This is a genomic window from Burkholderia sp. BCC0398, assembly GCF_902833245.1.
Classification (GTDB): Bacteria; Pseudomonadota; Gammaproteobacteria; order Burkholderiales; family Burkholderiaceae; genus Burkholderia; species Burkholderia sola.
Map to the genome: position 1 here is coordinate 427,084 of NZ_CADFEM010000003.1, position 25,620 is coordinate 452,703.

The window sequence follows — 25,620 nt, forward strand, 5'->3', positions numbered from 1 at the left end:
TGCCGTTTACGGCGCCGGGTTCGGCTGCCGTTCGTGCAATGCGTCGATCTCGGCGAGGATCTCGTCGGACAGCGCCACGTCGATGCTGCCGATGTTCTCCTTCAACTGCTCGAGCGACGTCGCGCCGACCAGGTTGCTGCGCACGAACGGGCGGCTGTTGACGAACGCGAGCGCCAGTTGCGCGGGCGACAGCCCGTGACGCCGCGCGAGCGCGACGTAACGCGACGTCGCCTCGACGGCCTGCGGCTTGCTGTAGCGCTGGAAACGCTCGAACAGCGTGATGCGCGCACCGGCCGGACGCGCGCCGTTCTCGTACTTGCCGGACAGCCAGCCGAACGCAAGCGGCGAATACGCGAGCAGGCCGACGCCGTCGCGATGCGTGAATTCCGACAGCCCGTTCTCGAACGTGCGGTTCAGCAGGCTGTACGGATTCTGGATGCTCGCGATGCGCGGCAGCCCGAGCTTTTCGGCCGCGCGCAGGAACTGCGCGACACCCCACGGCGTTTCGTTCGACACGCCGATCGCGCGCACCTTGCCGGCCTTCACGAATTCCGCGAGCACGCCGAGCGTTTCCTCGATCGGCACCGTGTATGTGTCGTCGACCCACGGATACGCGGGCCGGCCAAACGTGGTCGTGCTGCGATCGGGCCAGTGCAACTGGTAGAGATCGACATAGTCGGTCTGCAGGCGCTTGAGGCTGCCGTCGAGCGCTTCGGTCAGGTTCTTGCGGTCGAACTGGTTGCCCTCGCCGCGAATATGGCGCGGATTGTGCGGCTGCCGCGCCGGGCCCGCGATCTTCGTCGCGAGCACGATACGGTCGCGCTGCGCGCGATGCTGCGCGATCCAGGTGCCGATGTATTGCTCGGTGCGGCCCTGCGTGTCGGGCTTCGGCGGCACCGGATACATCTCCGCGGCGTCGATCAGCGTCACGCCCTGCCCGAGCGCGTAGTCGATCTGCTCGTGCGCGTCGCGCTCCGAATTCTGCTCGCCCCACGTCATCGTGCCGAGACCGATCAGGCTGACCTCGAGACCCGAATCGCCGAGTGTGCGGTATTCCATGCTGTTCCTGTCGCGTCGGTGGAAAGCAGGAAAGCTATCACATTGACGCAACTGCTTCAGGCAGGCGCGGCGCACGCTTACAGGCGGCCTCCAGCGCTGCCCCGCGCGTTCACGCGCCCGCCCGGATGCGGCCGCGCTCCGTCACTGCGGTCGCTGGATGAAGCAGGTCGCCGACGCATGCGCGACGATCTTGTCGTCCGGCGTCTTCAGCGTGCCCTCCGCGACGCCCAGCGAACGCGACAGGTGAATCACGCGTCCTTCCGCGATCAGGTCGACGTCGCGCGGCACGGGCCGCAGCATCTTCACGTGCAGATCGACGGTGCCGTAACCGACGCCCGCGTCGAGCATCGAATGTACCGCGCACCCGGTGACCGAATCGAGCACCGTCGCGGCGAACCCGCCGTGCACGCCGCCCAGCGGGTTCAGGTGCCGGCCGTCCGCCCGCGCCGAAAACTTCACGTAACCGAGCTCGACGTCGAGCGGGCGCATCGGAATCGTCTCGGAAATCGACGCAAGGGGCGCGTCTCCGGACGCGGCGGCACGCAGCAGATCGAGGCCAGACAGGGAAAGCGGGTTCATCGGGTTGTCTCCGGGTTGAAAGCGCGTCGCCGCGCGAGTAAGTTCTAAATTGGAACTCATTATTGTCAACGAGGCGGGCCGTTGTCAACGCGCCTGCGCCCGTTGCGACCGAAGGCGGGTTCTATAATCGAACCCGCTATTTCGCTGAACCGCCGCAAGACTGCCGCAACGGGCACGAGACTCGACAATGAAATGGGATGACATCGGCACGCTGAACTGTTCGGTCGCGCGCACGCTCGCCGTGCTCGGCGACCGCTGGACCATGCTGATCCTGCGCAACGCATTCCTCGGCTGCCGCCGCTTCGACGCGTTCCAGGCCCAGCTTGGCCTGACGCGCCACGTGCTGGCCGAACGGCTCGCGCGGCTCGTCGACGAAGGCGTGCTCGTCAAGCGCGCGTATCAGGAACGCCCGCCGCGCTTCGAATACCGGCTGACGGAAAAGGGCCTCGACCTCTACCCGGCCCTGCTCGCGCTGATGGCGTGGGGCGATCGCTGGAAGGACGACGGCCAGGGGCCGCCGGTGCAATTACGCCACCGGGCCTGCGGGCAACTGATGCACGCGGTCACCGTATGCTCGGCGTGCGGCGAACCGCTCGACGCACGCGACGTGCAGCCCGAGCCGGGGCCCGGATGGATCGCGTCCGACGGGACCGAGGCGTCCGCATCCACGGATTGACGATACGTCGCGCGCGGATGTCGTTCCGACGCGCCTGCTAGACATACGCTTGGGCCACAGGCCGCATCGAGTCGCAGTCCGCCCGCCGGCGCACGCATCGTTCGCACGCCGGTGCGCCGCAACGGCAAACGCAATCGCCTGCCATCGCCGGCACTATCGCTGTGCGTTGATCGCCCGCTCGCCCGCACCGGCTGCATAACGCAACTTTGCGTCACCCTGTCCACCCCTGCCGATCACTGCGCACGCCCTCGTTTCGCATCCGCGCGTGACCGGGCCGGCATGCGTGCGTTACACTCACGGCCCGCTGTCTCGAAATTATTCGCTGTCCAAGATGTTGTCGCGCAATCGCCTCGCCGCCGCCTGTCTCGCCGCTTCCCTGCTCGCCACACCCTTCGCCGCCTTCGGCAAGACGCAAAGCGAATCGCTGCTCCAGCAAGCGATCGACCTCGTGTCGCGATGGCTGCCGGCCCCCACTCACGAAGCCCCCGCGACCCAGGTCGTCGAATCGGCATTCTCGCCCGACGGCGGCGCCGAGGCGCTCGTGCTGAAAGCGATTGGGGCGGCGCGCACCTCGATCCGGGTCGCCGCGTACTCGTTCACGTCGCCGCCCGTCGCGCGCGCGCTGCTTGCCGCCAAGCGCCGCGGCGTCAACGTCGCGGTGGTCGTCGACGACAAGGGCAATCGCGCGAAGAGCAGCAAGCAGGCATTGAACCTGCTCGTCAACGCCGGCATCCCGACGCGCACGATCGATGCCTATGCGATCCATCACGACAAGTACCTCGTGATCGACGCCGAGCACGTCGAAACGGGTTCGTTCAACTACAGTGCGTCGGCGGCCAGCCGCAATTCCGAGAACGTCGTCGTGGTCTGGAACAACCCGCAACTCGCGTCACGCTACCTCACGCACTGGCAAAGCCGCTTCGACCAGGGCACGCCGTATCGCTCCAGCTACTGACGCCGACACACGCTTTCTCGTGGCGCTCGCCCCTCGCATTTCTGCCGCCGCGTTGCAGATGATCGGCGAGCATGGCGCGATGTTCAATTCGGCCGAATGGCCAGCACGCGGCGTCGCGAAGCGCCCTTCACGCGCGACGCGCCGCGTTCAATGGATTTCCGGCGCCCGCCCGGTCGCGACGCGCGCAGGCGCGCTCGCGACACAACGGCTCGCGTGCCCGTCCGCGCCGCTGGCCGAATTCGCCGACAGCCCGTGGTCGCCCATCGGCAGCACGCTGCGCACGCACGCGGTGCTGAACATCAGCGTGTTCTGAACCAGCGGGTAAAGGAGATACAGCGCAAACGCGAGATAGCCCGCGTACAGAATTCGAACCATGGTGCGATCGGATGAGATGAGATGAACGATTGGACTCGTCCTGTTTACGGCAGGGCGACGCGCGCCCTTGAGGCATCGCGGGTCCGATTCCGCATCGGGACGGAACGCGGGCCGATGCCCCTCGCTTCTCGCCGCATCTTCACCGACACTCGCGAACCCGATCGCCGCCGCGGCGGGAGTTGCAGCGTGGCGATGCATCGAACCGTGCGCAATACTGTTCGACGAACCATGACCGACCTGACAGTCGGGACACGAGACAAGACTCACGCAAATCGCACCGAAACCGGCCGACGTGGCGGCCCGGTCGGACACGTTGCCTATGATCCCGCCCGCCATCGCACCGTCGCCGACCTGCTTGGCTCGGCCGATCGGCGGATGGACTAACACAAGCAGCGCGGCCGGACGGCCCGCGCATGACCGCCGACGAGCCAGGCCGGCGCGGCGCGATCAAGCCGCCGCGCTGCCCGTCGCCGCCGTCGCCGCGCTCGTGCGACGGTGTCGATTCAACTGCCGCAGGGCGGCGCGCTGGCCATGGCGTCCGCGATCTGCTCGGGTGTCAGATCGCGCTGATGCGTCGCCAGCGACCAGCGATGCCCGAACGGATCCTCGACCTGCCCGTAACGATCGCCCCAGAACATGTCGGCCGCCGGAATCGTGACCGTCGCACCGGCCGCGACCGCCCTCTCGATCGCCGCATCGGTGTCCGGCACGTACAGATGCAGGCAGACGGGCGTGCCTTTCAGCGCCTTCGGCCCCAGCGCGCCGTGTTCGGGCATTTCATCGACCAGCATCAGCGTCGAATCGCCAATCGCCAGGCACGCATGCGCGAGCCGGCCGTCGGGCATCGCGAGGCGAAACTGTTCGGTCGCATTGAACGCGCGCTTGTAGAAGTCGATGGCGGCGGTAGCGCCCGCACAAATCAGGTGCGGGGTCAGCGTGCGCATCCCTTCCGGGATCGGCTTGACGGATGTGGCCATGGTGTCGCTCCTTCAGTCGGTTGTCGTATCGAAAATCGGGACGGACGCGCGATGCGCACGCCTCCGATGCTACGACGGACGACTCCCGCGGAAATCGACACGGCGCCCGGGATTTTTCTGTTTGCTCGAGTGACGGGGCGCGCAGGAAGCCGCATCGGGCGTTACCGGCCCGTTCGGTCGGCCGGTTGGTCCGGCAAGCCGAACTGCCGGCGGCAAGCCTCCAGCAACGCGGCCACCGCGTCGAGCGGAAGATCGGCAAACCGGGCAATCGGCAGCATCACGCCGCCCGGCACCTTCGTACGGGAAGAATGTACGGAGAACTGGTAGCCGATGTAACGATTACCGGCGACGCTGACGATCCGGAATTCAGCGACGTCCCGCCACGGCGTGACGGGTTTTTCGCGGGCGGAACCGATCAGCCGGAAGCCCGTCTCGTCGACCTGCAGCGCCAGCTTGCGCCGCGACGAGACGAACAACGCGGCACTGGCGAGCCCCAGCAACGCGGCCAGCGCCGCTAGCGGCCAGAGCGTCGGGGCGGCCACGTAACCGCACAGGCTCGCCGCGGCCAGCCCCGCACACACGACCGCCCTGCTTTTCAGGCTTCGGCTGTCGACCGCGAGCGTCACCGGCAACGCGCCGGTGACCGTTCCCGCAACGGGATCGACGTGCCAGCCGGAATCCGTCGTTTCGCGTTCGTCGTTCATTGCTCGCCGGCTCGTGTCGACGGCCGCCCGTCCATCGACGCGGGCGACATGTCGGGATTCCGATTCCGTTTGCACGCATCACGCGCCATCGCGCCGACGCCGGTCAATTGCATACGTTGACGGTACCGTCGGTCGTGCATTGACCGACGGCCGCGTGACTCTGCCCGGCCAGACGAGGCGCGACGCCGATGCCGCGAATCGGCGCGGCCGGCGGCGACGATGCGGGAACGGTCGTCGACGCGGTTTCGGGCGACGGGTGCACGGGCGTCGGCCCGGACGCGGTCTGGCAGGCGGCAAGCGCCAGACAAAGCGCGAATGCCAGCGGAAAAATGGCGAATCTGGACATGGTCGTGGGCGCGTTCGCGCGATTCGGTTGGGGAAACGGCTCGCGGTCAGATCTGCGGCAGATCGCGCAACGTGCGCGACTCGCTCGTTGCATCGATGTCGAGCTCGATGCCTTCCGACGCATCGCGATACAGCACGCGTTTCAGCCTGGGCCCGATTGCGGTGGTGTCCGAGGCCGAGAAGATCGCGCGGACATCGTTACCGGACGCAAGCGCGCGCGCCACGTCCGCCACCGGGGCCTCGCGGGGCGTCGCCGCCCACGAGCGATCGGCCGGGTTCACGGCCGCCCAGCGCACGTGCGTCACGCGCGCGCTGAGCGGATCGATTCGGACACCATTCACCGCGAACGTCGACATCGGCATCTCCCTTGAATTTTTGCGGCCGGCCGCATGCATGCGGCGCGCTGCGAACAGCCCGGATCCCGCGGGCGCGGCGCACACGGCCCGCGATCAGGTGCGCGGCTCCGGCCAACGCGATTTTCGATGATACATTGGGACGCTTTGCAACCGTCAACAGACAATCGTGTACGGGAGAAACACATGAGCGACGCCTGGGGAACCTTCCCTGCCAGAATGGGCGACCATCAGGCTTTCATCAGCTTCAATCACGGCTTTGCGGAAATCGCCGAAGGCGATCCGCGCACGTCGCTGCTCAGCGTGCGCGTCCCCTTTGCACATCCGTCGCCCGAAGGTCTGCCGACCGGCGACGAATTCGCCGATCTCGCCAAGATCGAGGATCTGCTCGACGCCGCGATCGTCGCGAAAGGCGGCGTGCAGGTCGGCCGCATCACCGTCGACGGCAACCGGGATTTTCTTTTCTACGTGCCGTTCGACGAAGAGGCGGCCGCGGAGATCGTCGACTCGCTGGCCGACCAGACGACCTATGCGCTTCAGTATGCCCATCAGGACGACCCCGACAAGACGACATACTGGCAGACGCTCTACCCGACCGACGACGACTGGCAGATCATGCGCGACATGCGCACGCTGGACGCGCTGCGGCAGCAAGGCGACGCGCCGGACGTGAGCCGGCGCGTGATGCACTGGGCGTACTTCCCCGACCCGAGCGACGCGCACCAGTTCGCGGACTGGGCCGAAGCGAAAGGCTATCCGGTCGAATCGGTCGCGCCGACCGAGGACGGCAAGTCGGCGGTGCGGTTTTCGCACGAAGGCACGATGGCGCTCGCCGACGTCACGCGCCACACGGTCGCGCTCAATCGCGAGGTGCGCGCGCTCGGCGGCAACTATGACGGATGGGAAACCAGCGTCGAACAGGCGGGCTGAGCGGAGCGCGATGCCCGTGACGCGCGATGTGACGTGACGCAAAAAACATCCCGGCAGCGCTGTGACGCGCCGCCGGGACAAGGCATCGCCGGCAAGGACCGGCGATGGGCCTGAGGGTTCGCTCAGGCACGAGGAAAGCAATTCGTCCGGATCGGGCGAACGGATGTCGGGGGCGAACGTGTGCCGTCGCGCAGCCCGCCGAACGCCTGTCCGATTCCGCCGACGCAATCTTCCGGCGTCGGGGGGGCAAAAAGCCCCCGCTCCTGCACGAGCGAGCGGGGAAACGGTTGACCGGGCCGGGGAAGAACGGTCAACCGGTCAAATTGTGATCGCGGGCTGCGCGACGGTCTGTGCGGCAACTCACCCTTTAGTGACAACGCGACGGCAACCGGCATGCGCGCGTGCCGGCGAATACCATCGTGATTCAAGCGCGAGGAACCGGCCGACCGCGTTCGGTTTTTCATTCCAGCCTTTTATTTCTTTTTAATTCAAATCTCGTTTTCAGACCCGCGGCAGTTTCCGGTAAGTCGCAGATATTGTCAAAGCAGGATTATTCTATTTTTTTGCGCAATGCGATTTCCATCTCATTTTTATGTGCGGAATTTCTTGCGCGCAATGATCTACGTCACGAAAACACGCGTTCGTCGCTACAACGCACCACTGGAAAACCAGTCGACCGTCCTATCGATCCAGTCGAGATTGCCGGCGATTTCAATAGCGACGCCGCCGACGATTTCGGCTGTCGACAGATCTGCCGCCACCACGCCGGTTGCCACCGCGCGCGCCTTCGCAATCTCGGCCGAGGCAACGGACCTCGGATCGGCCAGCCGCGCCAGCCAGTCGACGATATTGGCGCGCGCGTCCGCCTCATCGGCGAAATCGTTCCGCTCGAGAAAACGATCGAACACGATCCACCCGAGCGTCTTGCTGCGTACCTCGGACTCGAGTTGCCTGTCGACAACGGCGGTACGGCCGGACTCCGTGATTTCGAGCGTTGCCGTGAAGCGGTAATCGAGATGGTCGATCTCGAGTTTCGACGACTTGGCCTCTCCGTTCAATGTGCCCTCTCAGTTTTCGTGATGCCCGGTGCGTGACGCATGCTTCGCCACACAGTATGAATCTTGCGAGAATTTCGCGCAGCGCTTCATTCTCGCTGGCCGTATCGCGATATTGTTGCGGCCCGTCGATATGGGCCGTCAACGGATGGCCGCCCCCATTCCTTTTGCAGATTGAGCCGCAAGTCGCTCTGTTTTCCTATTTTTGGTCTCGACCTGCTGCGCAGCCGTCCGCGCTGCTAAACTCGGATCACAAAGACCGCTTGCGCTACCAGAGGAAATAATGACGCTCGCTCACGCACGACAAAGCGGCGTAGATGTCTGGATCGTCCAGCTTCCCGGGCACGTTCCCTATGCCTACACGCACCTCAAGCGGGTATTCTCGTCCGACGACTCTCGCCATCGGGTCGTGACGATCGACCTGAGTAAACTGCTCGCCTGCGCCGACCGGGACACCACCGACTATGTGTTGCCGTCGGTCCAGTACTGGGCCCCTGGAAAAGCCGCGGGCATTCGCGAATTTCTCGATCCGGGCCAGGACCGGATTCCGGACATGCCGTTCATCACGTTTCGCGAGACGAGAACGCGAACGTTGCTCGGCATTCCCGGCCTGTCGAAAATCGGCGTCGCATCGTTCCGTAACGGCCAGCATCGCGCGCGCTATCTCGCCTATGCCGGCGCGACGATCTTGCCCGTCGAAATTCACGAGACCGAAGCCGATTTGCTTGTGCGGTATTGCGGCGAGTGAGGGCAAAGCCCGTTCGGCTTTCACCCGGCGCTTCCCTAGCAGCCAGGCGCAATTGCACTCGCTTGCCGCCGCTCGCATCGATGCCGGCCGGCGTTCAAGCGTGGATTGCGTAAATCCGGTCGGTGACTTGCGTCTGGCCGATGCGACACGTTTCGACACCGGCCAATTGCCAGCCGTTGTGTTCGTAGAACCCGATCGCACGCACGTTGCCCTCGAGTACCTGCAGATGGACCTTGTCCACGCCGATCGAGCGAGCCCATGCGCGAACGGCTTCGATCATGCGCTTGCCCGTGCCGCCGCCGTGATGCGAAGGATGAACGTGCAGGCAGTCGAGCAGCACACCCAGCGCCGGATCGACGGGGCGCTCGGCGCTGACGAAGCCGACGGGCTCGCCGTTCGACTCGGCGATCAGCACGAGACCCCACTCACTCTCGTTGCGATCGAAATAGTTGCGCCACCGGATCGCATGCTCCGTCGGCACCTCGTCGGACAGATAGCTGGCCGGAAGGATGTGGCTATAGGCGGTTTGCCAGCTCAGCGTGTGCAGGCGAGCAATGTGGCTCGCGTCGGGCCGCGTCGCGGCGCGCAGTGTGACCGTGTCCGGCATCGATAGCCACTCCTCGTGTAGGTTCTCTTGATCGGCCTGTGTCGTCGCAAAATATACCGCGCTTTGCGGGATGCATTTCGCAGGGCTTGTCGGCGATCGTCGGCGAGCGCCCAAAAAAAATCCCGACACCTTCTCCGGTCGTCGGGATCGAACGGCCCTGCAAAGCATGAGGGCACGAGGAAGGTCCTACATTACACGCATGTAAGACTGTTGCGCTTTGTCGGTTTGCGCCAAGCCCTTGTTCGATTCCGCCAATCAGCCGGTTACGAGCGGCCGTAAACGAAAAAAGCCCGCTCGCGTTTAGCGCGAGCAGGCAAGAAAACGGATCAGCATTCGAGGCACGAGGGCTGTCCAGAGAAGATAACGGCACGGCGCGCGGGAACCTTAGGCGGGAAAGGAAACGGCGCGAGCATGGTACGAACGTTGTCAGCGCAACGACAAGGAAACGCGATACGAAGCAGGCCCGGGGGCCTCGTCGCCATCTCCGTCATCCACATCGGCGATGCGGGACAAGCGGCCATCCGTCGATACCACGAACGATCGCGCGCCCGATTCCGATACCTGCCCGCGTCGTCTCATTCGAGGTCTCATATTCGGTAGCGAAGTCATATCGCCGGGACGACTCGATTTATGCAACCGCTCTTTTGACGCGCGCGAGGCCGAAATGGCGCCGTGGTTGATTCGCTGAATACGGGAATGCCACTTCGTTAAAGAAGCCGGGACCAAGACACGCATTAGCTGTGTCCGAACGCCAGAAAGCAAAAAGCCCGGTTCAATGAACCGGGCTTTTTGCTTGAATTTGTTGGGGTGGCTGATGGGACTCGAACCCACGACGACAGGAATCACAATCCTGGACTCTACCAACTGAGCTACAGCCACCACTGATACTGCTTGCTTCGTTTCGCTGTTTTGTTTCAGCAGCGAAGAACAAGATTATACGAACACTTTTGAATCTTGCAAAGCCTTTTTTTCAAAAAATTCTTCGGCTTCGTTCAGATGCGCGCGTGCCTCGTCGAACACGGCCAGATCGCCGCGTGCGAGCTTCTTGTTGTCGGACAGCACGCGACGCCAGCCACGCGCGCCCGGCATGCCGCGATACAACCCGAGTGCGTGCCGCACGATCGCGCCGAGGTAGGTGCCGCGCTTCAGCTCGGCCGCGCAATACGCGATCAGTTGCGCTTCGGCCGCTTCGCGCGTCGGCACCGCCGCGCTCGATCCGTAGAAGCGCGCATCGACCTCCGCCAGCACGTACGGGTTGTGATACGCCTCGCGGCCGAGCATCACGCCGTCGACATGCTCCAGATGCTGCGCGACTTCATCGAGCGTCGTGATGCCACCATTGATCACGATCTCCAGCGACGGAAAATCGCGCTTCAACCGATACGCATAGTCGTACTTGAGCGGCGGGATCTCGCGATTCTCCTTCGGCGACAGCCCCTTCAGGATCGCGTTGCGGGCATGCACGACGAACGTTTCGCAACCGGCCTCGGCCACCGTGCCGACGAAGTCGCGCACGAACGCGTAGTCCTCGACCGCATCGACGCCGATCCGGTGCTTGACCGTGACCGGCACCGACACCGCATCGCGCATCGCCTTCACGCAGTCGGCGACGAGCTGCGGCTCGTTCATCAGGCATGCACCGAACGCGCCGCGTTGCACGCGCTCGGATGGGCAACCGCAATTCAAGTTGATTTCGTCGTAGCCCCACTGCTCGCCGAGCTTCGCCGCGCGCGCGAGGTCGTCCCGCTCGCTGCCGCCGAGTTGCAGCGCGACCGGCGATTCGCTCGGCGTGAACGCAAGATGCCGCTGGGCATCGCCGAACAGCAGCGCGCCCGTCGTGATCATCTCCGTATACAGCCACGTATTGCGCGTCAGCGTGCGGTGGAACGACCGGCAATGGCGGTCGGTCCAGTCGAGCATTGGCGCGACCGATACACGGCGGGGAGGAAGCGAGGACGAAACGGACATGGAATTCGGGTACAGGCCAGGCGGCGCGGAAACAACCGGGTATTTTACCGCAATCCCGGCCATGCCCGCCCGACACGCGCGCTACCGGTCGCCCAGCTCCGCATCGACCGCCCGGCGCGCCTCGTCGAACACGCGCTCGATCACGTGCCGCTCGGTCAACAGCATCCCGTCGACCTTGACCAGCCGCCAGTCGATCCGCACGGTATCGCCTCGCAGCACGCGGTAATGCGCATGCTCGCCGTCCCAGACCTGCTCGGTCTTCACCTCGATCTCGAAGCCGCGGTACGGCTCGCTGAAATCGCCGAGGTCGCTGCCTCTCGGTTCCATCGCGCGCTCAATCGTATTCGTCTGACAAAAATGACCGGCCATCGGCCGTCAGGTCGACCCGGTCGGCCGTCGCCTGATAGATCAGCCCGTCGTTCAGCAATGCGTAGATAACGTCATTGAACGCGGCGGGAACCGGCCGGCTGTCGCCGAACTGGTCGATCCATTTCAGCGCCTCGATGGCTTCGGGGGAAAGGATGGGGGTCATGCGTTCGCCTCCGGCATCGGTGTCGTTCCATCCTAGCACTTCGTCCGGCAGTCGAATACCGAGGCAAACGCGCTCCACGAATGCAATGCGGCGCCGCCGGGCACGTTGCCTGCCCGGCGGCGCCGCACCGACGCGCGACCCACGCGCTCAGAGACGCGCGATCGAGACTTCCGTCGACTTCACGAGCGCGACGACTTCGGCGCCGACCTTCAGTTCGAGTTCGTCCACCGAACGGGTGGTGATCACCGACGTGACGATGCCGAACGGCGTCTCGACGTCGACTTCGGAGACCACGGACCCGCGAATGATCTCCTTGACCTTGCCCTTGAACTGGTTACGTACGTTGATTGCGGTGATGCTCATCGGGATGATCGCTCCGAAGAAAAAGTCTCAGAACGGGCGGCCGGAGCCGCCCGGCATTAAACGGCCCAGCGGATCTGCCCGACCGGTCGAACCTTGTCTGCTTCATGCTGCGTGTCTTGATCGACCGCGCCGGGGCCGCCGGCGAGCACGCGTTTCAGCACGCGATCCTCGAGTGCCGCGAAGGCCGCCGACGCGCGGGCACGCGGCCGGTCGAGCGGCACCGGCTGGTCGAGCGCCACCCGCCCCTGCTCGATCAGCAGGATGCGGTCGCCGAGCGCGACGGCTTCCTGCACGTCGTGCGTGACGAGCAGCGCGGTGAATCGATGTTCGCGCCACAGGCGCTCGATCAGCGCGTGCATTTCGATGCGGGTCAGCGCATCGAGTGCGCCGAGCGGCTCGTCGAGCAGCAGCAGTTGCGGCCGGTGCACGAGCGCACGGGCCAGTGCGACGCGCTGCCGCTGCCCGCCCGACAGTTGCGCGGGCCAGTCGTTCGCGCGTTCCAGCAGCCCGACTTCGTCGAGCACCGCGCGGGCCCGGTCGCGCGCGCCGCGGCCGAGGCCCAGCATCACGTTCTGCAGCACGGTCTTCCACGGCAGCAGGCGCGCGTCCTGGTACATGATCCGCGTATCGAGCGCGCCGCCGCCGTCGCCGTGCGTCACGAGCGCGCCGCTGCTCGGCTGCTCGAGTCCCGCGACGAGACGCAGCAGCGTCGATTTCCCGCAGCCGCTGCGGCCGACGATCGCGACGAAGCTGCCGCGCGCGATGTTCAGCTCGACGTTGTCGAGCACCGTGCGGGCGCCGAAGCGCTTGCTGACGCCCGACAGCGTGACCGCGTCGTCGGATGCCGGACCGCCCGCGCGCCGCCGCGCGAGCGGCACGACCGATGCGCCGCCGTCACGTTCGAGGATGGCCGCATCGCGCGCATCGCCGTCCGCGACGCGGGCCTGCGCCAACTCGGCCTCGAGGTCTGCGCCGGCGAGCGGGCCGTAGGCGGCCGCCGAAGTCGTCGCATTCATGCCTTTGCTCCTGATTGATAGGCGGGGTGCCAGCGCAGCGTCACGCGCTCGATCCATTTCGCCAGCACATCGGCCAGCTTGCCGAGCACCGCGTACAGCAGGATGCCGACCACCACCACGTCGGTTTGCAGGAATTCCCGCGCGTTCATCGTCATGTAGCCGATGCCCGACTGCGCGGAGATCGTTTCCGCGACGATCAGCATCACCCACATCAGCCCGAGCGCGAAACGCACGCCGACGAGAATCGACGGCAGCGCGCCCGGCAGGATCACGTCGCGGTACAGCGCGAAGCCGCGCACGCCGTAACTCTTCGCCATCTCGATCAGGTTCGCGTCGACCGAGCGGATCCCGTGATACGTATTGATGTAGACGGGGAAGAACACGCCGAGCGCGACGAGGAACAGCTTCGCCTTCTCGTCGATGCCGAACCACAGGATCACGAGCGGAATCATCGCGAGCGCCGGGATGTTGCGGATCATCTGGATCGTCGAGTCGAGCGCGACCTCGGCGGCCTTCGACAGCCCGGTCGCAAGCCCCAGCGCGAGGCCGACGCCGCCGCCGATCGCGAAGCCGAACAGCGCGCGCCACGTGCTCACTTTCACGTTCGCCCACATTTCGCCCGACGTCACGAGCGACCAGGCCGCGCGCACGACCGCCACCGGCTCGGGCAGCACGCGGGTCGACAGCCAGCCGGTGCGCGCACCGACTTCCCACACCACCAGCAACGCGAGCGGCACGAGCCACGGCGCGACGCCGCGCCATGCGCGGGCGGCCACGGCGACGCCCGTCTTCGACGTTTTCGTTGTCATCGCAAGCCTCCGTCGCTCAGCTCTGGCTCGTCTTCGGCAGATAGTTGTTGCCGACGATCTCGCCGAACGGCCCCGACAACGGACCGGCCGCCTTCTCGACACCCTGGCCCTTGATCAGCGGGAACACGAGTTCCGCGAACCGATACGACTCCTCGAGGTGCGGATAGCCGGACAGGATGAACGTCTCGATACCGAGATCCGCGTATTCGCGCATGCGTTCGGCGACCTGCTCGGGATTGCCGACGAGCGCCGTGCCGGCGCCGCCGCGCACCAGCCCCACGCCGGCCCACAGGTTCGGATAGACCTCGAGCGCCTCGCGGCCGCCGCGCTTGCCGCCGTGCAGCGCGGCCATCCGGCGCTGGCCTTCCGAATCCATGTTCGCGAACGCCTTCTGCGCCCGCGCGATCGTGTCGTCGTCGAGCCGGCTGATCAGCCGCTCGGCGTCGCGCCATGCTTCGTCCTCGGTCTCGCGCACGATCACGTGCAGGCGGATGCCGAACTTGATCTTGCGGCCGCGCGCGTCGGCACGGGCGCGGATGTCGGCGATCTTCTTCGCGACGGCCTCGGGCGGCTCGCCCCAGGTCAGGTAGGTATCGATGTGATCGGCGGCAATCGCGTGAGCGGCCGGCGACGAGCCGCCGAACCACAGCGGCGGATGCGGATGCTGCACCGGCGGATAAAGCGCCTTGCCGCCTTTCGACTGCAGGTGCTTGCCGATGTAGTCGAATCCGCCGTTGTCGTGCGACGCGGTCAGCAGCCCGCGCCAGATGTTCAGGAAATCGTCGGTGATCTCGTAGCGCGTGTCGTGATCGGCGAACAGGCCGTCGCCTTCGAGCTCGGCCGCATCGCCGCCCGTGACGACGTTGATCAGCAGGCGGCCGCCCGACAGGCGGTCGAACGTCGCGGCCATCCGCGCGGCCAGCCCCGGCGAAGCGATGCCGGGACGCACGGCGACCAGGAACTTCAGACGCTGCGTCGCCGGAATCAGGCTCGACGCGACGACCCACGCATCCTCGCAGGAACGGCCGGTCGGCAGCAGCACGCCGTCGTAGCCGAGCGTGTCGGCCGCCACGGCGACCTGCTTGAAGTAATCGTAGTCCGCGGCTCGCGCGCCTTCGGCCGTGCCGAGATAGCGGCTGTCGCCATGCGTGGGGATAAACCAGAACACATTCATCTGCTGCTCCTGCTTGACTGTCACTGCCGAAATTTGAAAAAGACATCGCCCTGCTCGCGTCGCGGATGAGCGACGCATGCATGGTGTGCATTCGAATCGGGATGGCTCGCCGGTCAGGCCGTGCCGCGGACGAGGACGCGATTGCACGGCTGTTTCTGGGAAATCAGTCTAGGGACCGGTACAGGGCTTTGGAACGATTTTTTTGAGCTTAGGTTTTCCGCTTTCGTGATTAGCACGACGCTGGAGCGAATATCGCCGCGGCCGGGCCCTATAATGGCGCACCTATCCGAATAACTCCGCGCGCCCGGCCCCGGCCGTGCGCGCCTGCGGTGCACTCATCGATGCAGAAAGTCATCCTGCCCTTCCTGTCCGGCTTCCTGGCCGCACTGTTCTTCCGCGAGGCCACGCTCGCCCTCCTTCACACGGCCGACCTGATCGCCGCAACCGGCTTCTCGACACAACCGTTCGCGCCGCTCGGCATTCCTGAATTTGTCGCGAATGCGCTGATCAGCGCGTGCTGCGCGATTCCGATGGCGTGGTTGTTGCGCGTGTCGCCGGAACGCGAAGCATCGTGGATCGGCGCACTCGTGTTCGGCGGCATCGTGCTGACGGCGGCTCGCGTGTTCGCGATCGATCCGCTGCGCGGCATCTGGCCGTCGGGCAACATGATGCCCGTGCTCGCGGCCGGCTTCGCGGCCAATGCGGTGTGGGGTTTCGGCGCGCTCGTGTTCATGCGCGCGTTCATGTCGGACGACGCGGGCGACGAATAACGCCGCGGCGCGGGCGACGCGCCCTTCAGGACCGGCCGACTTCCATGAAAAAGGCCGCGTGCATCGTGCACGCGGCCTTTTCGTTTCCGTGTCGCGCGTCGATCGGCTCGCGCGGTTCAGCCTGATCGACGTCAGTCCTTCAGCTCGCGCAGCGGATGCGCGTCGGGCGCCCACGGGCTGTCGAACATCGCGAGCACGTCGGCGCGCCGGACGTCGGCAGCCGACTTGAAACGCCACACGGGCTGGTGATCCTTGTCGACGATCAGCGCGCGCACGCCTTCGATCACGTCGCCGCGCGCGAAGGTCGAGCGCGTGAGATCGAGATCGCGCCGCAGGCAATCGGCCATCGTCGCGCCGCGCGCGCGTTCGACGACTTCGAGCGACACGGCCATCGACAGCGGCGACAACTGCTCGCGCGTCGCGTGGGTCGCCTTCTCGACCCAGCCGTCGACCGCCGCGCAATCCTGCTCGGCGTCGAGCGACGCGAGGATCGCGTTGATGTCCGGCTGCGCGAAATGCCGGTCGATCCCGGCACGCGCATCGGCGAGCGCCGACGTGTCGGGCGTCGGCACGACCTTGTGCGCGGCTGCCGCATGTTTCACGCATGCGACGGCCTGCGCGCCGCTGTCGATGCGCGCGGTACGCAGCGTGTCGAGCAGCGCCGGCAGCGCGGCGTCGGGCAGATAGACGTCGGCGAGTTGCGCGTACAGCGCACCGGCCGCGTCGAGCGTCGCGCCGGTCACCGCGAGATAGCGGCCGATCGCGCCGGGCGTGCGCGCGAGAAACCAGCTCATCCCGACGTCCGGGAACAGGCCGATGCGCGTTTCGGGCATCGCCATCTTCGTCGAGTCGGTCACGACGCGCAGGCCGCCCGTATGCCGCGCCGCCTGCGATATCCCCATGCCGCCGCCCATCACGACGCCGTGCATCAGCGCGATGTACGGCTTCGGATACGTGAAGATCGCATGGTTCAGCGTGTATTCGTCGATGAAGAACGTGTCGACCGCATCGCGGTCGCCGCGCCGCCACGCGTCGTGGAAGAAGCGCACGTCGCCGCCCGCGCAGAATGCGCGCGGATGCGGGCTGTGCACGACGACCGCGACGACGTCGGGATCGTCGCGCCACGCGTCGAGCGCCTGCTGCATCAGCCGGATCATGCCGACCGACAGCGCATTCAGCGCCTTCGGCCGGTTCAGTTCGAGAAAGCCGATGCGGTTCGCGACGTACGCGCGCACGTCAGGCTGGGCGGATTCGGCGGAAACGGCGGCGGGAGTGGAATCGGTCATGACGGTCATCCGGCAAACGGCAGTCGCACGCTCAGTGCGCCTGCATCTTCGAGAACAGGTTCAGCACCACGACGCCCGCGATGATCAGCCCGAGACCGATCACCGCCGGCACGTCCGGCACCTGGCGATAGAGCAGCATCGCGACGAGCGTGATCAGCACGATGCCGGCGCCCGACCAGACGGCATAGATGATGCCGACGGGCATCGTGCGCAACGTGAGCGACAGGCAGTAGAACGCGACGCCGTAACCGGCGACGACGAGCACCGACGGCCAGAGGCGCGTGAAGCCGTCCGCCGCGCGCAGCGCGGACGTGCCGATCACTTCCGCGACGATCGCGATCGCGAGCCATGCGTAACCGGGCAGTTGCATCGCTCAGCTCCTTGCGAGGGCCAGTACCGCGTAGTCGTGACCGAGTTCCGCACACAGCGCCTCGACGACGAACTCGTGGTCCGCGCGCTGCGGCAGCCCGGACGCGGTGATCGAGCCGATCACGCCGGCGCCGGCGACGGTCAGCGGAAACGAACCGCCGTGCGACGCATAGTCGGCGGCCGGCAGCCCGTGCTTGTCCGCGAGCGTCGCGCCGGCCTGCTGCATGCGCAGGCCGATCGCGTACGAACTGCGGCGAAAATGCGCGACGACGTTGCGCTTGCGGCGCACCCAGTCGGCGTTGTCGGGCGTCGCGCCGGCGAGCGCCGCGTAGAACAGCGGCTGGCCGAACGTGACGATGTCGATCGCGATCGCATGGCCGCGCGACGTCGCGAGCGCGTGCATCCGGTTGCCGAGCGCCCACGCGCGGGCCGGGTCGAAATGGGGAAACACGAGCGCCTGTTCCTGCGCGCCGATCGATTGCAGATCGTGAGCGATATCCATGAATCCGTCGATGCAGTAATGAGAATTGCAGCGGCGCCGATGCGATCGCGCAGCGCCGCTGCCGGGATGGCGACACAAACCGCTCGATTCTAGCGCACGTGCCACCGCGTACCGGCCCCACCAGCGCCTGCCATGCGGTTGTCAGAAAACACTTGCACGCATCTGGGTTAGCCCATATAATTCATTTCTTCGACGGACGCGGGGTGGAGCAGTCTGGCAGCTCGTCGGGCTCATAACCCGAAGGTCGTAGGTTCAAATCCTACCCCCGCAACCAACCGTCCAGAATGTCGCAAAAAGCCCGGCCTCGCGCCGGGCTTTTTGTTTTCGCGCGTCCGGACGCCGCGCCCTCTTCGCGCACGCGCGCGCCGTTTCGCCCGACACGCCGCCGCATGCGCAGGCGTTCAAGAATGCCGCGGGCCGGTGATACACTCGCATCACCTCGTCCCTTCCACTCGACATGAAATTCTGCTCCGTCTGCGGTCACGAAGTCCTCGCGCGCATTCCGCCTGGCGACAACCGTGAACGCTTCGTCTGCGATCACTGCGGCACGATCCACTATCAGAATCCGCGCAACGTCGTCGGCACGGTGCCGGTCTGGGGCGACCAGATCCTGCTGTGCCGCCGTGCGATCGAACCGCGCTACGGATTCTGGACGCTGCCGGCGGGTTTCATGGAAATGGGCGAGACGACCGCGGAAGCCGCCGCGCGCGAAACGCTCGAGGAAGCCGGCGCGCGCGTCGAGGTGCAGAACCTGTTCACGCTGCTCAACGTGCCGCACGTGCATCAAGTCCACCTGTTCTACCTCGCGCGGCTCACCGATCCGGGTTTCGAAGCCGGCGAGGAAAGCCTCGAAGTGAAACTGTTCGACGAAGCCGACATTCCGTGGGACGAGATCGCGTTCCCGACCGTCAGCCAGACGCTGCGCTTCTTCTTCGCCGATCGCGCAGCCGGCGACTACGGCGTGCACACCGGCGATATCTTCCGCTCGCTGCGCAACGGCTGAGCCCCCACCCATGGTTCCCTGGCTCGGCCCGGACGATCCGTTTCCGTCCATCGAACGCGCGCTCGGCCCTGCGACCGGCGCGCCCGGGCTGCTCGCCGCGAGCGCCGACCTGCTGCCGTCGCGCCTCATCGACGCGTACCGGCGCGGTATCTTCCCGTGGTACTCGGACGGCCAGCCGGTGCTGTGGTGGAGCCCCGACCCTCGCATGATCCTGGTGCCGGCCGAATTCAAGGTGTCGCCGTCGCTGCGCAAGACGCTGAAGCGCGTGCTGCGCACGCCGGAATGGGAAGTGCGCGTCGATCACGACTTTCCCGGCGTGATGCGCGCGTGCGCGCAGGCGCCGCGCCGCGGGCAGCGCGGCACCTGGATCACCGCCGAGATCATCGACGCCTATACGTCGCTCTACCGCTCCGGCAACGCGCACAGCATCGAAACGTGGCACGACGGGCGCCGCGTCGGCGGCCTCTATGGCGTGTCGTTCGGCCGGATGTTTTTCGGCGAGTCGATGTATGCGGACGTGACCGATGCATCGAAAATCGCGCTGGCCGCGCTCGTCGCGCACCTTCGCGAGCAGGGGTTGGAAATGATAGACTGCCAGCAGAATACGTCGCATCTAGCGTCGCTCGGCGGCCGCGAGATCGCACGCCAGGCCTTTGTCGCTCACGTGCGCCGCGCGGCAGCCGAACCGCCGATTCCGTGGCAGTTCGACAAGCGCGTGCTCGCCGCGCTGACGAGCCCCGCCGAAACGGCGGCGCCCACCGGGAGCGAGCGCTAGCGCGGCACTCCTTCCCTGCATCGAGAGCTGCCCATGACTCACCCGACTGAGCTGCCGCTTTCACCGCTTTCGGCGTTGCAATTCTATGCAACGGCGCCCTATCCGTGCAGCTATCTGGACGGCCGCATCGCACGCTCGCAAGTCGCGACGCCGAGCCACCTGATCAATTCCGACATCTACACCGAACTCGTGAAGGCCGGCTTCCGCCGCTCGGGCGTCTTCACGTACCGTCCGTACTGCGACGGCTGCCGCGCATGCGTGCCGGTGCGCGTGCCGGTCGGCGAGTTCGCGCCGACGCGCACGCAGCGCAGGATGTGGAAGCGGCACCGCACGCTGGTCGCGACGGTGTCGCCGCTGCACTACGACGAAGAGCACTACGCGCTCTACATGCGCTACCAGTCCGCGCGCCACGCGGGCGGCGGCATGGATCGCGACAGTCGCGACCAGTACGAACAGTTCCTGCTGCAAAGCCGGATCAACTCGCGCCTCGTCGAATTCCGCGACCTCGACGCACCGGGCGGCGAACCCGGCAAGCTGCGGATGGTCAGCATGATCGACATCCTCGGCGACGGGCTGTCGTCGGTCTATACGTTCTTCGAGCCCGACGACCGGCACACGAGCTACGGCACCTACAACATCCTGTGGCAGATCGAGCAGGCGAAGAGCCTCGGGCTGCCCTACGTGTACCTCGGCTACTGGATCCGCGAGAGCCCGAAGATGGCCTACAAGGCGAACTTCCATCCGCTCGAAGGGCTGATCGACGGCCGCTGGAAGACGCTCGATCCGGAACGGATCGACCTGCCGCCCGTCGACGCGGCGCTGGCGCGCGCGCCGTTGCCGGGCGGACATTCCGGCTCGGGCTGACGCGCGTCGCGGCGGCTACGAAGCGAAGCACGCCCGTGCCGCGCAACTCCCGGTAAAATAGCGGGTTGTCATTCATTTCGGCCGTCCGCCCCATTCCCGTGTTCAGTTCCCTCTACCCGCTGGCCCGCGCATCCCTGTTCAAAATGGATGCGGAAGACGCTCACCACCTTACGCTGCGCGCGCTCGGCGCGGCCGGACGCACGGGCCTCGCCTGCGCGCTGTCGGCCCGCGTGCCCGACGCGCCGCGCACCGTGATGGGGCTCACGTTCCGCAACCCGGTCGGCCTCGCGGCCGGCCTCGACAAGGACGGCGCGGCCATCGACGGCCTCGCGGCGCTCGGCTTCGGCTTCATCGAGGTCGGCACGGTCACGCCGCGCCCGCAGCCCGGCAACCCGCGCCCGCGGATGTTCCGGCTGCCGCAGGCCGAAGCGCTGATCAACCGGATGGGCTTCAACAACCACGGCGTCGACCAGTTCGTGAAGAACGTGCAGGCCGCCCGCTATCGCGGCATCCTCGGCCTGAACATCGGCAAGAACGCCGACACGCCGATCGAACGCGCGGCCGAGGATTACCTGTACTGCCTCGAGCGCGTGTACCCGTTCGCGAGCTACGTGACGATCAACATCTCGTCGCCGAACACGAAGAACCTGCGCCAGTTGCAGGGCGCGGGCGAGCTCGACGCGCTGCTCGCCGCGCTGAAGGACAAGCAGCAGCGCCTCGCCGACCTGCACGGCAAGCTCGTGCCGCTCGCGCTGAAGATCGCGCCCGATCTCGACGACGAGCAGGTCAAGGAAATCGGCGACACGCTGCTGCGCCACAAGATCGAAGCGGTGATCGCCACCAATACGACGCTGTCGCGCGCGGCCGTCCAGGGCCTGCCGCACGCGGACGAAGCCGGCGGCCTGTCGGGCCGCCCGGTGTTCGACGCGTCGAACGAGGTGATCCGCAAGCTGCACGCCGAAGTCGGCAACGACGTGCCGATCATCGGCGTCGGCGGCATTTTCTCGGGCGAGGATGCCCGTGCGAAGCTCGCGGCCGGCGCGGCGCTCGTCCAGCTCTATACCGGCTTCATCTATCGCGGCCCGGCGCTCGTGTCCGAATGCGTGAAGGCGATCGCCCGCGAACGCACCGCGTAATATAGCCATAAACAAACTTTATTTAGATATTGATAGCGTTTTTGCTATCATCGCTTCACGATCAGAATCATTGACCCGGACAGGGCAAGGACACACACGATGAAATTTTCGCTGTTGAAGAAGCTGCTGGTTGCCGGCGTGATCGGCACGTCGTTCGCTGCCGCGACCGCGCATGCGGCCGACCTCCTCGACCAGGTCAAGCAGCGTGGCACGCTGCGCGTCGGCCTCGAAGGCACGTTCCCGCCGTTCAACTCGAAGAACCCGCAAGGCGAACTCGTCGGCTTCGACGTCGACATCGCGAAGGCCGTCGCCGCGAAGCTCGGCGTGAAGGCCGAGTTCGTGACGACCGAATGGAGCGGCATCATCGCGGGCCTGCAGGCGGGCAAGTTCGACGTGATCGCCAACCAGGTCGGCATCACCGACAAGCGCAAGGAAACGCTCGACTTCTCGCCTGCGTACACGTTCTCGTCCGCGCAGCTGATCCAGCGCAAGGACGACACGCGCGAGTTCAAGTCGCTGGAAGACCTGAAGGGCAAGAAGCTCGGCGTCGCGCTCGGCACCAACTACATGGACATGGCGAAATCGGTGCCCGGCATCGACGTGAAGACGTACCCGGGCGCGCCCGAGTACCTGCGCGATCTCGCGGCCGGCCGCCTCGACGCGGCGCTCAACGACCGCCTGATGCTCGCGTACCTGACGAAGAACTCGCAGCTGCCGCTGCGCCCGGGCGCGAACGTCGGTTCGGCGAACCCGTCGGGTATCCCGTTCAAGAAGGGCAACCCGAAGTTCCAGAAGGCGATCGACGACGCGATGACGCAGCTCGAGGCCGACGGCACGTTCACGAAGATCTCCGACAAGTGGTTCGGCATCGACGTGACGAAACCGATCAAGTAAGCACGCCTGCATTTCCCGCCTGACGGCGGGCCGGAAAGGGCGGCATCCGCAACGATGCCGCCCTTTGTTTTATCGGTCCGGTTTATGATTGCGCTTTCGCGCACGCATTCGCTTCGTATTCCATGTCGACAACGTCCCTGCTCGTCCAATCGCTGCCGGTGCTCGCCCAGGGTGCCGTACTGACCGTCAAGTTCGCCGTGCTGTCGATGGTGTTCGGCCTGCTTGGCGCCGTCGTGCTCGCGATGATGGGCATCCGGCAAAGCGAAGCGCTCGACGGCTTCGAGCGCATCTGGGTCAACGCGCTCGCGTGGCTGGCGCGCGCGTACGTGAGCCTGATGCGCGGCACGCCGCTGCTCGTGCAGATCTTCGTGATCTATTACGGGCTGCCGAGCCTCGGCATCTCGCTCGACCCGACGCCGGCCGGCGTGATCGCACTGTCCGCGAACGTCGCGGCCTACATGTCGGAAAGCATGCGCGGCGCGATCAACGGGATCGCGCGCGGCCAATGGCTCGCCGCATACAGCCTCGGGCTGTCGTGGGGCCAGACGCTGCGCTACGTGATCGGCCCGCAGGCGCTGCGCATCGCGGTGCCGAGCCTGTCGAACAGCCTGATCAGCCTGATCAAGGACACGTCGCTCGTGTCGGTGATCACCGTGACCGAACTGCTGCGCAGCGCGCAGGAAGTGATCGCGGCGACCTATCAGCCGCTGCCGCTCTATCTCGCCGCCGCAGCCGTGTACTGGATCCTGTGCCAGATTCTCGAATGGGTGCAGCGCTGGTACGAAAAGCGCCTGTCGCTGCCGTCGCGGCACTGAGCCGCGCAGTTACGCCGGGCCGCGCTCGCGGGCCCGGCGCCTTCCTTCCCGCCTGTTTCGTCCATTCCGCCTATTCGCCCGAATAACGCACGCCGAGCACGGCGCGCGCCGCATCGGTCATCGCAATCATCTGCCGCGAATGGTCGTGCGTCATGATCGGGCTTTCGGTCTCGCCCGCGCGCAGCAGGTCGCAGAAATGCGCGGTTTCGTAGTTCAGCCCGCCGCCCGCGGCCGGTGCGTCGAGTTCGACGGTGCGCGCGTCCGCATAGCGGATCGTCGCACGCTCGGGGTTCCACCACTTCTCGTGAATCGTCACGTGGCCGCCGGCCGCGGCGATCAGCGCGTCGCCGCGCCCCATCACGTCGAGCCCGCAAAAGAGCTGCGCGATCCCGCCGTTCGCATGCACGCTGTTCAGGCTCGCGAACAGGTCGACACCGGTCGCACCGACGCGGCCGAGCGTCTGTACGTCGCGCGCCGCGCCGAGCCAGTCGACAGCGAGAAACGCCTCGTAGATGCCGATGTCGAGCAACGCGCCGCCTGCGCGATCGAGCCGATAGACGGAATGGTCGTCCGGCACCGACGACGATGCGCAGCCCGCCCGCACGAGCCGGATCTCGCCGATCGGATCGTCACGCAGGTGCGCACGCAGTTGACGATACAGCGGGAAGAATGGGGGCTTCATCGCCTCCATGAAGAGCCGCCCGGCATCGCGCGCCGCGTCCAGCACCGTGTCGAGTTGCGCGGCGTTCAGCGCCGCGGGTTTCTCGCACAGCACGGCCTTGCCGGCAGCCAGGGCGGCCAGCGTGTACCGCGCGTGACTGTCATGGAGCGTCGCGATGTAGACCGCGTCGATTTCGTCGCTCGCGAGGAGCGCGTCGAGGCGCGCGGCAGGCGTGCCGCCGTATGCCCCGCAGAAGGCGGCAGCCGCGTCGGCGCGGCGCGCCCAGACGCCGGTGAGCGTGGCGCCCGGCACGTGTGCGAGGCTTTGCGCGAAGCGGCGCGCAATGCTGCCTGCACCGACGATGCCGAAGCGCACCGGGCGATGGTCGTTGTCGTTCATCCTGATCTTCCGTGTCGGTCGTATGACGGTGGCCGGCACGCTGCCGGCCGCCCGTCATGATAAACGGCCCGGCGGCACGAGGATGAGCGACACGCGCCGCGTCAGGCGCGCACCGGCACGTCGACCGAGAAATCGCGCGAAATCTCGTCCGCGCTGAAATCGATCAGCGCGAGCGACGCCGCTTCGGCTTCGCGCGGGTCGCGCCGCTCGATCGCATCGACGACGCGCGCATGCGCCTTCACCGCGGTGTCGTGCGCGCCCTCCTTCTGCACGACGCGCGGGTTCACGAGACGCACAGCGCCGCGCACGATCGCCGCCATCTGCTGGAAGAACTGGTTGCCGCTCGCCTGGACGATCCGCGTATGCAGCAACTCGTCCGCCGTGTCGTAGCCGGCGTCGCCCGGCTGCAGCACCTTGAACGCATCGAACGCTTCGCGAATGCCCGCGATGTCGGCCGCCGTCGCACGCACCGCCGCCTGCGCGGTCGCACGTGGCTCGATCAGCATCCGGAATTCGATGACGTCGCGCATGAACTGCGGATCGGGTTTTGCCCGAAAGCGCCAGCTCACAACGTCCTCGTCGATCATCCGCCAGTCGCGCATCGGCCGCACGCGCGTCCCGACTTTCGGACGCACGTCGAGCATGTCGCGCGCAAGCAACATCGACAACGCTTCCCGCATCACCGTGCGGCTCACATCGAACTCTTTCGACAGCACGTCCTGCGGCGGCAAGATGCCGCCGTACTTGTCCTCGACGATACCCGCGACAAGCCCATCCATCACTTTGGCGACCAGTGACCGGTCTTTGCCCTGCTCCATGACACCTCCCCGTGCGTCGATTTGCGAACACCTGCTCCGCAGTTCCGCCGGCCCTGGTTACTACTCTGTTCTTATGATCTATAAGTTGATGAGTTCGACGATA

At 66.2% G+C, this 25,620-nt stretch carries 33 protein-coding genes and 2 tRNA genes; 13 read left to right on the forward strand and 22 right to left on the reverse strand.

Annotated features, from left to right (window positions below; all coding sequences use genetic code 11):
* Window positions 1-6: 6 nt before the first annotated feature.
* Together HWX76_RS08515 and HWX76_RS08520 are read right to left on the reverse strand one after the other, a co-directional pair.
* Entirely contained in the window at window positions 7-1,059 is a 1,053-nt protein-coding gene (locus tag HWX76_RS08515; protein WP_050012569.1) for an NADP(H)-dependent aldo-keto reductase, read from the reverse strand.
* Between the two features lie 141 nt (window positions 1,060-1,200).
* A complete protein-coding gene (locus HWX76_RS08520; protein ID WP_050012568.1) occupies window positions 1,201-1,638 on the reverse strand; it encodes a PaaI family thioesterase in 438 nt (145 codons plus the stop codon).
* Between the two features lie 187 nt (window positions 1,639-1,825).
* Between HWX76_RS08520 and HWX76_RS08525 the strand changes: the two genes are divergently transcribed.
* A complete protein-coding gene (locus tag HWX76_RS08525; RefSeq protein ID WP_006476090.1) occupies window positions 1,826-2,314 on the forward strand; it encodes a helix-turn-helix domain-containing protein in 489 nt (162 codons plus the stop codon).
* Window positions 2,315-2,645: 331 nt separating this feature from the next.
* Window positions 2,646-3,269, forward strand: a complete 624-nt coding sequence (locus HWX76_RS08530; RefSeq protein WP_050012566.1) for a phospholipase D family protein — start codon at window positions 2,646-2,648, stop codon at window positions 3,267-3,269.
* Between the two features lie 147 nt (window positions 3,270-3,416).
* Here the strand turns inward: HWX76_RS08530 and HWX76_RS08535 are convergent, their stop codons facing one another.
* Window positions 3,417-3,644, reverse strand: coding sequence for a hypothetical protein (locus HWX76_RS08535; RefSeq protein WP_080334187.1), 228 nt, complete (start codon window positions 3,642-3,644; stop codon window positions 3,417-3,419).
* Between the two features lie 21 nt (window positions 3,645-3,665).
* On the opposite strand from HWX76_RS08535, the gene HWX76_RS08540 reads away from it, so the two are divergent.
* Window positions 3,666-4,028, forward strand: a complete 363-nt coding sequence (locus HWX76_RS08540; RefSeq protein ID WP_124630406.1) for a hypothetical protein — start codon at window positions 3,666-3,668, stop codon at window positions 4,026-4,028.
* A gap of 119 nt (window positions 4,029-4,147) precedes the next feature.
* Here the strand turns inward: HWX76_RS08540 and HWX76_RS08545 are convergent, their stop codons facing one another.
* The 4 genes from HWX76_RS08545 to HWX76_RS08560 all read right to left on the reverse strand — a co-directional run bounded on the left by HWX76_RS08545 (window position 4,148) and on the right by HWX76_RS08560 (window position 6,026).
* A complete protein-coding gene (locus HWX76_RS08545) occupies window positions 4,148-4,621 on the reverse strand; it encodes a VOC family protein (RefSeq protein ID WP_089488409.1) in 474 nt (157 codons plus the stop codon).
* 161 nt (window positions 4,622-4,782) lie between these two features.
* Window positions 4,783-5,325, reverse strand: coding sequence for a hypothetical protein (locus tag HWX76_RS08550; RefSeq protein ID WP_050012564.1), 543 nt, complete (start codon window positions 5,323-5,325; stop codon window positions 4,783-4,785).
* Window positions 5,326-5,428: 103 nt separating this feature from the next.
* Window positions 5,429-5,671: a hypothetical protein gene (locus HWX76_RS08555; protein ID WP_176015696.1), complete on the reverse strand. Its 243-nt coding sequence runs from the start codon at window positions 5,669-5,671 to the stop codon at window positions 5,429-5,431.
* A gap of 46 nt (window positions 5,672-5,717) precedes the next feature.
* The gene (locus HWX76_RS08560; RefSeq protein WP_011545327.1) at window positions 5,718-6,026 is read right to left on the reverse strand and encodes a hypothetical protein; all 309 of its coding nucleotides are present in this window, start codon (window positions 6,024-6,026) and stop codon (window positions 5,718-5,720) included.
* Between the two features lie 183 nt (window positions 6,027-6,209).
* Here HWX76_RS08560 and HWX76_RS08565 point away from each other — a divergent pair, with 183 nt between their 5' ends.
* Window positions 6,210-6,953, forward strand: a complete 744-nt coding sequence (locus HWX76_RS08565) for a DUF695 domain-containing protein (RefSeq protein WP_050012562.1) — start codon at window positions 6,210-6,212, stop codon at window positions 6,951-6,953.
* A gap of 647 nt (window positions 6,954-7,600) precedes the next feature.
* Here the strand turns inward: HWX76_RS08565 and HWX76_RS08570 are convergent.
* A complete protein-coding gene (locus tag HWX76_RS08570; protein WP_050012561.1) occupies window positions 7,601-8,011 on the reverse strand; it encodes a hypothetical protein in 411 nt (136 codons plus the stop codon).
* A gap of 280 nt (window positions 8,012-8,291) precedes the next feature.
* Here HWX76_RS08570 and HWX76_RS08575 point away from each other — a divergent pair, with 280 nt between their 5' ends.
* Window positions 8,292-8,756: a hypothetical protein gene (locus HWX76_RS08575; protein ID WP_050012560.1), complete on the forward strand. Its 465-nt coding sequence runs from the start codon at window positions 8,292-8,294 to the stop codon at window positions 8,754-8,756.
* Window positions 8,757-8,850: 94 nt separating this feature from the next.
* Here the strand turns inward: HWX76_RS08575 and HWX76_RS08580 are convergent, their stop codons facing one another.
* From HWX76_RS08580 to ssuD, 9 genes are all read right to left on the reverse strand, one after another.
* Window positions 8,851-9,363 (reverse strand): GNAT family N-acetyltransferase, encoded by a 513-nt coding sequence (locus tag HWX76_RS08580; RefSeq protein ID WP_050012559.1) that lies wholly within the window; start codon window positions 9,361-9,363, stop codon window positions 8,851-8,853.
* An 803-nt stretch (window positions 9,364-10,166) separates the two neighbouring features.
* A tRNA-His gene (locus tag HWX76_RS08585) sits at window positions 10,167-10,242 on the reverse strand.
* Between the two features lie 54 nt (window positions 10,243-10,296).
* The gene (dusA, locus tag HWX76_RS08590) at window positions 10,297-11,283 is read right to left on the reverse strand and encodes a tRNA dihydrouridine(20/20a) synthase DusA (protein ID WP_239468935.1); all 987 of its coding nucleotides are present in this window, start codon (window positions 11,281-11,283) and stop codon (window positions 10,297-10,299) included.
* Between the two features lie 129 nt (window positions 11,284-11,412).
* Window positions 11,413-11,658: a hypothetical protein gene (locus HWX76_RS08595; protein WP_050012557.1), complete on the reverse strand. Its 246-nt coding sequence runs from the start codon at window positions 11,656-11,658 to the stop codon at window positions 11,413-11,415.
* A 7-nt stretch (window positions 11,659-11,665) separates the two neighbouring features.
* On the reverse strand, window positions 11,666-11,863 hold the full coding sequence (locus tag HWX76_RS08600) for a hypothetical protein (RefSeq protein WP_050012556.1): 198 nt from the start codon (window positions 11,861-11,863) through the stop codon (window positions 11,666-11,668).
* A gap of 147 nt (window positions 11,864-12,010) precedes the next feature.
* Complete coding sequence (locus tag HWX76_RS08605) at window positions 12,011-12,226, reverse strand: TOBE domain-containing protein (RefSeq protein WP_006476104.1); 216 nt, start codon at window positions 12,224-12,226, stop codon at window positions 12,011-12,013.
* A 56-nt stretch (window positions 12,227-12,282) separates the two neighbouring features.
* On the reverse strand, window positions 12,283-13,242 hold the full coding sequence (locus tag HWX76_RS08610) for an ATP-binding cassette domain-containing protein (protein ID WP_050012555.1): 960 nt from the start codon (window positions 13,240-13,242) through the stop codon (window positions 12,283-12,285).
* On the reverse strand, window positions 13,239-14,051 hold the full coding sequence (gene ssuC, locus HWX76_RS08615) for an aliphatic sulfonate ABC transporter permease SsuC (protein WP_050012554.1): 813 nt from the start codon (window positions 14,049-14,051) through the stop codon (window positions 13,239-13,241). Before ssuC ends, HWX76_RS08610 begins: the two co-directional genes overlap by 4 nt.
* Window positions 14,052-14,067: 16 nt before the next feature.
* Window positions 14,068-15,225, reverse strand: a complete 1,158-nt coding sequence (gene ssuD, locus HWX76_RS08620; protein ID WP_050012553.1) for an FMNH2-dependent alkanesulfonate monooxygenase — start codon at window positions 15,223-15,225, stop codon at window positions 14,068-14,070.
* A 341-nt stretch (window positions 15,226-15,566) separates the two neighbouring features.
* Between ssuD and HWX76_RS08625 the strand changes: the two genes are divergently transcribed.
* Window positions 15,567-15,995: a hypothetical protein gene (locus HWX76_RS08625; protein WP_006484223.1), complete on the forward strand. Its 429-nt coding sequence runs from the start codon at window positions 15,567-15,569 to the stop codon at window positions 15,993-15,995.
* A gap of 131 nt (window positions 15,996-16,126) precedes the next feature.
* Here HWX76_RS08625 and HWX76_RS08630 read toward each other — a convergent pair whose 3' ends face one another.
* Genes HWX76_RS08630 through HWX76_RS08640 form a run of 3 tightly spaced genes read right to left on the reverse strand, consistent with a single transcriptional unit; the run spans window position 16,127 to window position 18,152 of the window.
* A complete protein-coding gene (locus HWX76_RS08630; RefSeq protein WP_050012689.1) occupies window positions 16,127-17,281 on the reverse strand; it encodes an enoyl-CoA hydratase/isomerase family protein in 1,155 nt (384 codons plus the stop codon).
* A gap of 31 nt (window positions 17,282-17,312) precedes the next feature.
* Window positions 17,313-17,651, reverse strand: coding sequence for a multidrug efflux SMR transporter (locus tag HWX76_RS08635; protein WP_011545307.1), 339 nt, complete (start codon window positions 17,649-17,651; stop codon window positions 17,313-17,315).
* A 3-nt stretch (window positions 17,652-17,654) separates the two neighbouring features.
* A complete protein-coding gene (locus HWX76_RS08640) occupies window positions 17,655-18,152 on the reverse strand; it encodes a heme-degrading domain-containing protein (RefSeq protein ID WP_069621415.1) in 498 nt (165 codons plus the stop codon).
* A gap of 197 nt (window positions 18,153-18,349) precedes the next feature.
* Here HWX76_RS08640 and HWX76_RS08645 point away from each other — a divergent pair.
* From HWX76_RS08645 to HWX76_RS08675, 7 genes are all read left to right on the forward strand, one after another.
* Window positions 18,350-18,426, forward strand: a tRNA-Met gene (locus tag HWX76_RS08645).
* 183 nt (window positions 18,427-18,609) lie between these two features.
* Window positions 18,610-19,155, forward strand: coding sequence for an NUDIX hydrolase (locus HWX76_RS08650; protein ID WP_006476111.1), 546 nt, complete (start codon window positions 18,610-18,612; stop codon window positions 19,153-19,155).
* Window positions 19,156-19,165: 10 nt separating this feature from the next.
* Window positions 19,166-19,930: a leucyl/phenylalanyl-tRNA--protein transferase gene (gene aat / locus HWX76_RS08655; RefSeq protein WP_050012551.1), complete on the forward strand. Its 765-nt coding sequence runs from the start codon at window positions 19,166-19,168 to the stop codon at window positions 19,928-19,930.
* Window positions 19,931-19,963: 33 nt separating this feature from the next.
* A complete protein-coding gene (locus HWX76_RS08660) occupies window positions 19,964-20,794 on the forward strand; it encodes an arginyltransferase (RefSeq protein WP_050012550.1) in 831 nt (276 codons plus the stop codon).
* 98 nt (window positions 20,795-20,892) lie between these two features.
* A complete protein-coding gene (locus HWX76_RS08665; RefSeq protein WP_012492588.1) occupies window positions 20,893-21,930 on the forward strand; it encodes a quinone-dependent dihydroorotate dehydrogenase in 1,038 nt (345 codons plus the stop codon).
* Window positions 21,931-22,029: 99 nt separating this feature from the next.
* Window positions 22,030-22,824, forward strand: a complete 795-nt coding sequence (locus tag HWX76_RS08670; RefSeq protein ID WP_050012549.1) for a cystine ABC transporter substrate-binding protein — start codon at window positions 22,030-22,032, stop codon at window positions 22,822-22,824.
* 122 nt (window positions 22,825-22,946) lie between these two features.
* Window positions 22,947-23,639, forward strand: a complete 693-nt coding sequence (locus tag HWX76_RS08675) for an amino acid ABC transporter permease (RefSeq protein ID WP_006484207.1) — start codon at window positions 22,947-22,949, stop codon at window positions 23,637-23,639.
* A 70-nt stretch (window positions 23,640-23,709) separates the two neighbouring features.
* Here the strand turns inward: HWX76_RS08675 and HWX76_RS08680 are convergent, their stop codons facing one another.
* Together HWX76_RS08680 and HWX76_RS08685 are read right to left on the reverse strand one after the other, a co-directional pair.
* Window positions 23,710-24,699 carry a Gfo/Idh/MocA family oxidoreductase gene (locus HWX76_RS08680; protein WP_176015697.1) on the reverse strand — a complete coding sequence of 330 codons (990 nt, stop codon included), beginning with the start codon at window positions 24,697-24,699 and terminating at the stop codon, window positions 23,710-23,712.
* Between the two features lie 101 nt (window positions 24,700-24,800).
* Window positions 24,801-25,517, reverse strand: coding sequence for an FCD domain-containing protein (locus tag HWX76_RS08685; RefSeq protein WP_050012547.1), 717 nt, complete (start codon window positions 25,515-25,517; stop codon window positions 24,801-24,803).
* Between the last annotated feature and the right edge of the window lie 103 nt (window positions 25,518-25,620).

Excerpts from the sequence above, each read along its gene's own strand:
- HWX76_RS08555 (WP_176015696.1), bottom strand. The coding sequence starts at position 5,671 with ATGTCCAGATTCGCCATTTTTCCGCTGGCATTCGCGCTTTGTCTGGCG.
- HWX76_RS08530 (WP_050012566.1), top strand. The coding sequence starts at position 2,646 with ATGTTGTCGCGCAATCGCCTCGCCGCCGCCTGTCTCGCCGCTTCCCTG.
- HWX76_RS08575 (WP_050012560.1), top strand. The coding sequence starts at position 8,292 with ATGACGCTCGCTCACGCACGACAAAGCGGCGTAGATGTCTGGATCGTC.
- HWX76_RS08670 (WP_050012549.1), top strand. The coding sequence starts at position 22,030 with ATGAAATTTTCGCTGTTGAAGAAGCTGCTGGTTGCCGGCGTGATCGGC.
- HWX76_RS08650 (WP_006476111.1), top strand. The coding sequence starts at position 18,610 with ATGAAATTCTGCTCCGTCTGCGGTCACGAAGTCCTCGCGCGCATTCCG.
- HWX76_RS08630 (WP_050012689.1), bottom strand. The coding sequence starts at position 17,281 with ATGACCGATTCCACTCCCGCCGCCGTTTCCGCCGAATCCGCCCAGCCT.
- HWX76_RS08525 (WP_006476090.1), top strand. The coding sequence starts at position 1,826 with ATGAAATGGGATGACATCGGCACGCTGAACTGTTCGGTCGCGCGCACG.
- ssuD (WP_050012553.1), bottom strand. The coding sequence starts at position 15,225 with ATGAATGTGTTCTGGTTTATCCCCACGCATGGCGACAGCCGCTATCTC.
- HWX76_RS08520 (WP_050012568.1), bottom strand. The coding sequence starts at position 1,638 with ATGAACCCGCTTTCCCTGTCTGGCCTCGATCTGCTGCGTGCCGCCGCG.
- HWX76_RS08550 (WP_050012564.1), bottom strand. The coding sequence starts at position 5,325 with ATGAACGACGAACGCGAAACGACGGATTCCGGCTGGCACGTCGATCCC.
- HWX76_RS08660 (WP_050012550.1), top strand. The coding sequence starts at position 19,964 with ATGACTCACCCGACTGAGCTGCCGCTTTCACCGCTTTCGGCGTTGCAA.
- HWX76_RS08635 (WP_011545307.1), bottom strand. The coding sequence starts at position 17,651 with ATGCAACTGCCCGGTTACGCATGGCTCGCGATCGCGATCGTCGCGGAA.
- HWX76_RS08640 (WP_069621415.1), bottom strand. The coding sequence starts at position 18,152 with ATGGATATCGCTCACGATCTGCAATCGATCGGCGCGCAGGAACAGGCG.
- HWX76_RS08600 (WP_050012556.1), bottom strand. The coding sequence starts at position 11,863 with ATGACCCCCATCCTTTCCCCCGAAGCCATCGAGGCGCTGAAATGGATC.
- HWX76_RS08515 (WP_050012569.1), bottom strand. The coding sequence starts at position 1,059 with ATGGAATACCGCACACTCGGCGATTCGGGTCTCGAGGTCAGCCTGATC.
- HWX76_RS08685 (WP_050012547.1), bottom strand. The coding sequence starts at position 25,517 with ATGGAGCAGGGCAAAGACCGGTCACTGGTCGCCAAAGTGATGGATGGG.
- HWX76_RS08565 (WP_050012562.1), top strand. The coding sequence starts at position 6,210 with ATGAGCGACGCCTGGGGAACCTTCCCTGCCAGAATGGGCGACCATCAG.
- HWX76_RS08675 (WP_006484207.1), top strand. The coding sequence starts at position 22,947 with ATGTCGACAACGTCCCTGCTCGTCCAATCGCTGCCGGTGCTCGCCCAG.
- HWX76_RS08680 (WP_176015697.1), bottom strand. The coding sequence starts at position 24,699 with ATGAACGACAACGACCATCGCCCGGTGCGCTTCGGCATCGTCGGTGCA.
- HWX76_RS08545 (WP_089488409.1), bottom strand. The coding sequence starts at position 4,621 with ATGGCCACATCCGTCAAGCCGATCCCGGAAGGGATGCGCACGCTGACC.
- HWX76_RS08535 (WP_080334187.1), bottom strand. The coding sequence starts at position 3,644 with ATGGTTCGAATTCTGTACGCGGGCTATCTCGCGTTTGCGCTGTATCTC.
- HWX76_RS08625 (WP_006484223.1), top strand. The coding sequence starts at position 15,567 with ATGCAGAAAGTCATCCTGCCCTTCCTGTCCGGCTTCCTGGCCGCACTG.
- HWX76_RS08605 (WP_006476104.1), bottom strand. The coding sequence starts at position 12,226 with ATGAGCATCACCGCAATCAACGTACGTAACCAGTTCAAGGGCAAGGTC.
- HWX76_RS08580 (WP_050012559.1), bottom strand. The coding sequence starts at position 9,363 with ATGCCGGACACGGTCACACTGCGCGCCGCGACGCGGCCCGACGCGAGC.
- HWX76_RS08610 (WP_050012555.1), bottom strand. The coding sequence starts at position 13,242 with ATGAATGCGACGACTTCGGCGGCCGCCTACGGCCCGCTCGCCGGCGCA.
- ssuC (WP_050012554.1), bottom strand. The coding sequence starts at position 14,051 with ATGACAACGAAAACGTCGAAGACGGGCGTCGCCGTGGCCGCCCGCGCA.
- HWX76_RS08540 (WP_124630406.1), top strand. The coding sequence starts at position 3,666 with ATGAACGATTGGACTCGTCCTGTTTACGGCAGGGCGACGCGCGCCCTT.
- HWX76_RS08595 (WP_050012557.1), bottom strand. The coding sequence starts at position 11,658 with ATGGAACCGAGAGGCAGCGACCTCGGCGATTTCAGCGAGCCGTACCGC.
- aat (WP_050012551.1), top strand. The coding sequence starts at position 19,166 with ATGGTTCCCTGGCTCGGCCCGGACGATCCGTTTCCGTCCATCGAACGC.
- dusA (WP_239468935.1), bottom strand. The coding sequence starts at position 11,283 with ATGCTCGACTGGACCGACCGCCATTGCCGGTCGTTCCACCGCACGCTG.
- HWX76_RS08560 (WP_011545327.1), bottom strand. The coding sequence starts at position 6,026 with ATGTCGACGTTCGCGGTGAATGGTGTCCGAATCGATCCGCTCAGCGCG.